This window comes from Mycobacterium sp. (assembly GCF_032162105.1).
In the GTDB taxonomy this organism is placed as follows: Bacteria; Actinomycetota; Actinomycetes; order Mycobacteriales; family Mycobacteriaceae; genus Mycobacterium.
In genome coordinates, this window is the sequence record NZ_JAVRPS010000142.1 from 1 (window position 1) to 5562 (window position 5562).

9 protein-coding genes, 3 tRNA genes and 1 pseudogene are annotated in these 5562 nt (G+C 64.1%); 12 read left to right on the top strand and 1 reads right to left on the bottom strand.

The genetic code is table 11. The features are described 5' to 3' along the window. The coding region (locus QOC69_RS06995; RefSeq protein WP_526437737.1) for an MBL fold metallo-hydrolase at positions 1 to 517 on the bottom strand (517 nt) is incomplete at its 3' end. Between the two features lie 138 nt (positions 518 to 655). On the opposite strand from QOC69_RS06995, the pseudogene QOC69_RS07000 reads away from it, so the two are divergent. From QOC69_RS07000 to rplA, 12 genes and pseudogenes are all read left to right on the top strand, one after another. Then, positions 656 to 730: pseudogene (locus QOC69_RS07000) on the top strand (DUF2510 domain-containing protein); the annotation flags it as partial. A 219-nt stretch (positions 731 to 949) separates the two neighbouring features. Further along, a tRNA-Thr gene (locus tag QOC69_RS07005) sits at positions 950 to 1021 on the top strand. 62 nt (positions 1022 to 1083) lie between these two features. Further along, positions 1084 to 1157, top strand: a tRNA-Met gene (locus tag QOC69_RS07010). Positions 1158 to 1194: 37 nt separating this feature from the next. Next, positions 1195 to 1362, top strand: coding sequence for a 50S ribosomal protein L33 (gene rpmG / locus QOC69_RS07015; RefSeq protein ID WP_526437739.1), 168 nt, complete (start codon positions 1195 to 1197; stop codon positions 1360 to 1362). Between the two features lie 51 nt (positions 1363 to 1413). Beyond that, a complete protein-coding gene (gene hadA, locus QOC69_RS07020; RefSeq protein ID WP_526437741.1) occupies positions 1414 to 1890 on the top strand; it encodes a (3R)-hydroxyacyl-ACP dehydratase subunit HadA in 477 nt (158 codons plus the stop codon). Then, a complete protein-coding gene (gene hadB, locus QOC69_RS07025) occupies positions 1877 to 2305 on the top strand; it encodes a (3R)-hydroxyacyl-ACP dehydratase subunit HadB (RefSeq protein ID WP_149374855.1) in 429 nt (142 codons plus the stop codon). The genes hadA and hadB overlap by 14 nt, the downstream gene beginning before the upstream one ends. Before the next feature lie 2 nt (positions 2306 to 2307). Further along, entirely contained in the window at positions 2308 to 2820 is a 513-nt protein-coding gene (hadC, locus tag QOC69_RS07030) for a (3R)-hydroxyacyl-ACP dehydratase subunit HadC (protein ID WP_526437744.1), read from the top strand. Positions 2821 to 2956: 136 nt separating this feature from the next. After that, a tRNA-Trp gene (locus QOC69_RS07035) sits at positions 2957 to 3029 on the top strand. A gap of 80 nt (positions 3030 to 3109) precedes the next feature. Further along, positions 3110 to 3538: a preprotein translocase subunit SecE gene (secE, locus tag QOC69_RS07040; protein ID WP_526437746.1), complete on the top strand. Its 429-nt coding sequence runs from the start codon at positions 3110 to 3112 to the stop codon at positions 3536 to 3538. 45 nt (positions 3539 to 3583) lie between these two features. Continuing rightward, positions 3584 to 4420, top strand: coding sequence for a transcription termination/antitermination protein NusG (nusG, locus tag QOC69_RS07045; RefSeq protein ID WP_526437748.1), 837 nt, complete (start codon positions 3584 to 3586; stop codon positions 4418 to 4420). A gap of 82 nt (positions 4421 to 4502) precedes the next feature. After that, positions 4503 to 4931: a 50S ribosomal protein L11 gene (gene rplK / locus QOC69_RS07050; protein ID WP_526437750.1), complete on the top strand. Its 429-nt coding sequence runs from the start codon at positions 4503 to 4505 to the stop codon at positions 4929 to 4931. A 75-nt stretch (positions 4932 to 5006) separates the two neighbouring features. Next, positions 5007 to 5562 (top strand): 50S ribosomal protein L1 (gene rplA, locus QOC69_RS07055; protein WP_526437752.1); only part of this gene is annotated, 556 nt, incomplete at its 3' end.

The window sequence follows — 5562 nt, forward strand, 5'->3', positions numbered from 1 at the left end:
CCTCCAGGAACAGGGTGTCGCCTGCGACGAGTCGGCCGTCGAGCAGGAAACACTGACTGCCGGGGGTGTGGCCCGGGGTGTGCAGCAACTCGATCTCGACGTCGCCGACGCTCACCTTGTCGCCGTGGTCGTGCGCGGTGAGGTCGCCCAGCGGGATGCCGGTGACGCGTGAAATCCAGTCCGCCTCAAGGGAATTGACGTGCACCGGCACGCTGACCCGCTCGAGCAGTTCGGCCAGGCCCTTGAGCTCGAAGCCCATCATCGACCCGCCCACGTGGTCGGGGTGGTGGTGGGTGGCCAGCACGCCGGTCAGGTGCATGCCGTCGGCCTCCAGCGCGTCGACCAGATCGTTTGCGGCATAAGCCGGGTCGACGACCACGCAATCGCCCGTCTCGCGGTCGCCGATGAGGTAGGAGAAGTTGCGCATCTGCTGCGCGATCATGTCGCCTGCCGCGAAGTCGCGGCCGGAAAGCAACTGCCGGAAGTACAGCCGGTCGTCATCTTCTGCGCTCGCCATGCGCCAAGACTAGGGCGTCCGAGAACCGCGCGGCCGGGCGCACGGTGTCGGCGGTTTCGGCAAACATCGCGAAGCTGATCGACGTGCACTATCGTCCGTCTCAGGAACTTAACAGCAGGCGCACAGGAAGACGATCGCGTGACGATACCCGCAGGCTGGTATCCCGATCCGGAAGGCTCACCTGGCCAACGCTTCTGGAACGGCGACGCGTGGACGGATCGCGACCGACATCGGACCGGGACAAACGATCGAGACCTCGGTGGTCTTCGACGTGCCAAAGGGCTCCGACCTCGAGTCGATCTGGCTTCGTGGCGGGCCGTTGTCCGACGGTGTGCCGGTCGGTCTGTGAGCAGCGGTTTGGCTACTGAAACCGCGAGAATGTACCCTCTTTAAGGCCCACTGCGCAGACGCTGTCCGATGCTGGGGGTCAGGCCCCCTTAGCTCAGTCGGTAGAGCGTTTCCATGGTAAGGAAAAGGTCAACGGTTCGATTCCGTTAGGGGGATCGGTGGACACCTGGGCGAGCGGAGCGACGCGAGAGACTCCGGCAGGTATAGTCACCCGACATGGCGGTGTAGATCAGTCGGTTAGAGCGAACGACTCATAATCGTTAGGTCGCCGGTTCGAGTCCGGCCATCGCTACAAGACGAACTATCGAGATTGAAGAAGGAAAACAGACGTGGCCTCCAGTACTGACGTACGGCCGAAGATCACTTTGGCGTGCGAGGTGTGCAAGCACCGCAACTACATCACCAAGAAGAACCGCCGCAACGATCCTGACCGGCTGGAACTCAAGAAGTTCTGCCCGAACTGTGGGACGCACCGTTCACACAAGGAATCGCGTTAGCGGACAATCCTCGGGCTTCGGCTCGGGGTTGACCGGTTAGGTTCTGAATCCGTGGCGTTGTCGTTGGACATCATCGGGATGCACTTTCGCTACCCCGACTTCTACGAAGTCGGCCGCGAGAAGATCCGCGAGTATGCCGTCGCCGTCAAGAATGACGACCCCGCGTACCACGACGAGTCCGCCGCGGCGGATCTTGGCCACAGCTCGCTGCCGGCGCCACTGACCTTCATCTCGGTCTTCGGCTACCAGGCGCAGACGGCGTTCTTCGCCCAGGCCAACATCGGCATCACGGATGCGCAGATCGTCCAGGTCGACCAGGAGGTGAAGATCCTCCAGCCGATCAAGGCCGGCGACCGCCTGTACTGCGACGTCTTCGTGCATTCCGTTCGGCAGGCGCACGGCACCGACATCATCGTGACCAAGAACCTCATCTCCAACGAGCAGGGTGAGGCCGTTCAAGAGACTTACACGACCCTGGCGGGCCGTTCAGACGACAGCGGAGAGGGCTTTTCCCATGGCACTGCGTGAGTTCAGTTCGGTGAAGGTGGGTGACCTGCTTCCGGAGAGGGTCATCCCGCTGACCAGGGGAGACCTCGTGAACTACGCCGGGGTGTCCGGTGACCTCAACCCGATCCACTGGGACGACGAGATCGCCAAGCAGGTGGGCCTGGACACCGCGATCGCGCACGGCATGCTGACCATGGGTCTTGGCGGCGGCTACGTGACCTCTTGGGTGGGTGACCCGGCCGCGGTCACCGAGTACAACGTGCGGTTCACCGCTGTGGTGCCGGTTCCCAACGATGGCGTCGGCGCCGAAATCGTGTTCAATGGACGGGTGAAATCCGTTGAGCCGGAGTCCAAGTCAATAACCATCGCGCTGTCGGCCACCACCGGGGGGAAGAAGATCTTCGGGCGCGCCATCGCGACCGCGAAGCTTGCCTAGCCATGCCCCTCAATCCTGAAATCCTGGGGATGGTGCATCACTACCCCGACACCTTCGTCATCGGTCGCGAGCAGGTCCGCCAGTACGGGTGGGCCATCAAGGCCGACGACCCGGCGACGTTCGACGAGACGGCGGCCGCCGAACTCGGGCACGACAACCTCATCGCGTCGCTGACGTTTCCGTCGATCCTCGCGCTGCTGGTGCAGAAGGACTTCTTCCGCAAGGTCGACGTCGGGCTTGCCACCATGCAGATCGTCCAGGTGGACCAGAGTTTCATCTTCCACCGTCCCCTGATGGCCGGCGACCGGCTCCAGGCCCGCATGGAGGTCCAATCCGTCGTCGAACGATTCGGGGCGGACATCGTGGTCACGCGCAGCGTCTGCACCAACGACGACGGCGAGATCGTGCTGGAGGGCTTCACCACGCTGATGGGGCATGAGGGCGACAACTCGATCCAGGTCAAGTGGGACCCGGAGAGCGGCCAGGTCGTCCGGACCGCGATCGGTGCAGATTAGTAACTCAGACCAGGGCCGATGTACACTGGGTCCTCGGGGTTTCACCCATTTGAGCGCGCTGTCCGTCGGTTGCTGATCGACCGTTCGGGGAGCGCGCGAACTGTGTGAGGCCGTCAGGTTGGCCTGCCAACCGTGAAGGGGCGTAGCTCAACTGGCAGAGCAGCGGTCTCCAAAACCGCAGGTTGCAGGTTCAAGTCCTGTCGCCCCTGCTCAACTGAAGACTAGACACGTGTGGACACTGGATAGTGACCACCATGAACCATCACGACGACAGAAGAGGAAGCGTGCGGTGAGCGACGAGCGCGACAGTGCTGGCTCCGCAGGCGACGTGACCGACAGCACGGACCCCGACGAGACCGGCGGACAGACCGCCGTGGGCACCCGGCCGCTGCGCCCGACGGGCAAGCGGTCGCGCCGCGGGACGTTCGAGGGCGACGTCACCGACTCGGTCACCGAGACCGCGTCGAAGACGACGACGTCGAAGAACGGCTCCGGCAAGAAGACCGCCAAGAAGGGCGAGCCGCGGCCCAACCCGTTCGTGTTCGTCTGGACCTTCCTGAAGCAGGTCGTCGCCGAACTGCGGAAGGTGATCTGGCCGAACCGCAAGCAGATGATCAGCTACACCACCGTGGTGCTGATCTTCCTGGCATTCATGGTGGCGCTGATCGGTGGAGTCGACCTCGGCTTCGCCAAGCTCGTCGGCCTGGTGTTCGGCTGACGATCCCGCATGACGAGCTGAAGAATTGAGAGAGGACTGACAACCGTGACGACCTTCGATGGCGATACGCCCTCGGGTGAGTCCGACGTGATCGTCGACGAGACCGTCGAGCAGGCGGCCTTCGCCGTCGACGAGACCGCCGATGACGCCGCCGACGAGCAGGCACCGGACACCGCCGAGGCGGTGACAGAGGATGTCGCCGAGGTGGTGGCTGAGGATGTCGCCGTGGCGGCAGACGAGGCCGAGGTGGAGGACGAGGACGTCGATCCCGCCGTGGCGCTGAAGAAGGACCTGCGCTCGCGGCCCGGCGACTGGTACGTCATCCACTCCTACGCGGGCTACGAGAACAAGGTGAAGGCCAACCTCGAGACCCGTGTGCAGAACCTCGACGTCGGCGACTACATCTTCCAGGTGGAGGTGCCCACCGAAGAGGTCACCGAGATCAAGAACGGCCAGCGCAAGCAGGTCAACCGCAAGGTGCTGCCCGGCTACATCCTGGTGCGCATGGAACTGACCGACGAGTCCTGGAGCGCGGTGCGCAACACCCCAGGGGTGACCGGTTTCGTCGGCGCGACCTCGAAGCCGTCGCCGTTGACGCTCGACGACGTGGTCAAGTTCCTGCTGCCTCCCGCCGCGGCCAAGAAGCCCGCGAAGAGCACGGCCAGTGGTGCGGCGTCGTCCGAGGCCAGCCTCGAACGTCCGGAGATTCTGGTCGACTTCGAGGTCGGCGAGTCGGTCACCGTCATGGACGGCCCGTTCGCGACGCTGCCTGCCTCGATCAGCGAGGTCAACGCCGAACAAGGCAAGCTCAAGGTTCTGGTGTCCATCTTCGGACGCGAGACACCCGTCGAACTGACCTTCAACCAGGTCACCAAGATCTAGCGATTTCGGCGCGGAAACGTTCGCTCAGCGAACGAAAGCGCACCCAAATCGCGGAGTCACCCAAGAAAGGAACACCACACGCATGGCCCCGAAGAAGAAGGCCGTCGGGCTGATCAAGCTGCAGATCCAGGCCGGCGCGGCGAATCCCGCCCCGCCCGTTGGTCCTGCGCTCGGTCAGCACGGCGTCAACATCATGGAATTCTGCAAGGCGTACAACGCCGCGACCGAGTCGCAGCGCGGCAACGTCATCCCCGTGGAGATCACCGTCTACGAGGACCGCAGCTTCACCTTCGTGCTGAAGACCCCGCCGGCCGCCCGGCTGCTGCTGAAGGCCGCAGGGGTGCAGAAGGGCTCCGGCGAGCCGCACAAGACCAAGGTCGCCACGGTTACGTGGGATCAGGTCCGTGAGATCGCCGAGACCAAGAAGGACGATCTCAACGCCAACGACATCGACGCTGCGGCGAAGATCATCGCGGGCACTGCCCGGTCGATGGGCATTACCGTCAAGTAGCAGCACCACCGCAGGACGTGGGAGGGCCAGCTCCGGCCCGCCAACCACAACCAACGAAACTGATTGGAAGATCGAATGAGCAAGAACAGCAAGGCATACCGCGAAGCCGCCGAGAAGATCGACCGCGACAACCTCTACACGCCGCGTGAGGCCGCGAAGCTGGCCAAGGAGACGTCGTCGAAGAAGCAGGACGCCACCGTCGAGGTTGCGATCCGTCTCGGCGTCGACCCCCGCAAGGCCGACCAGATGGTCCGCGGCACGGTCAACCTGCCGAACGGCACCGGCAAGACCGCCCGCGTCATCGTGTTCGCCGTGGGTGAGAAGGCCGAGGCCGCGGTGGCCGCAGGTGCGGACGAGGTGGGCAGCGACGACCTGATCGAGAAGATCCAGGGCGGCTTCCTGGACTTCGACGCCGCGATCGCGACGCCCGACCAGATGGCCAAGGTCGGCCGCATCGCGCGCGTGCTGGGCCCGCGTGGCCTGATGCCGAACCCGAAGACAGGCACCGTCACCCCCGACGTTGCGAAGGCCGTGTCCGAGATCAAGGGCGGCAAGATCAACTTCCGCGTCGACAAGCAGGCCAACCTGCACTTCGTGATCGGCAAGGCGTCGTTCGACGAGAACTCGCTCG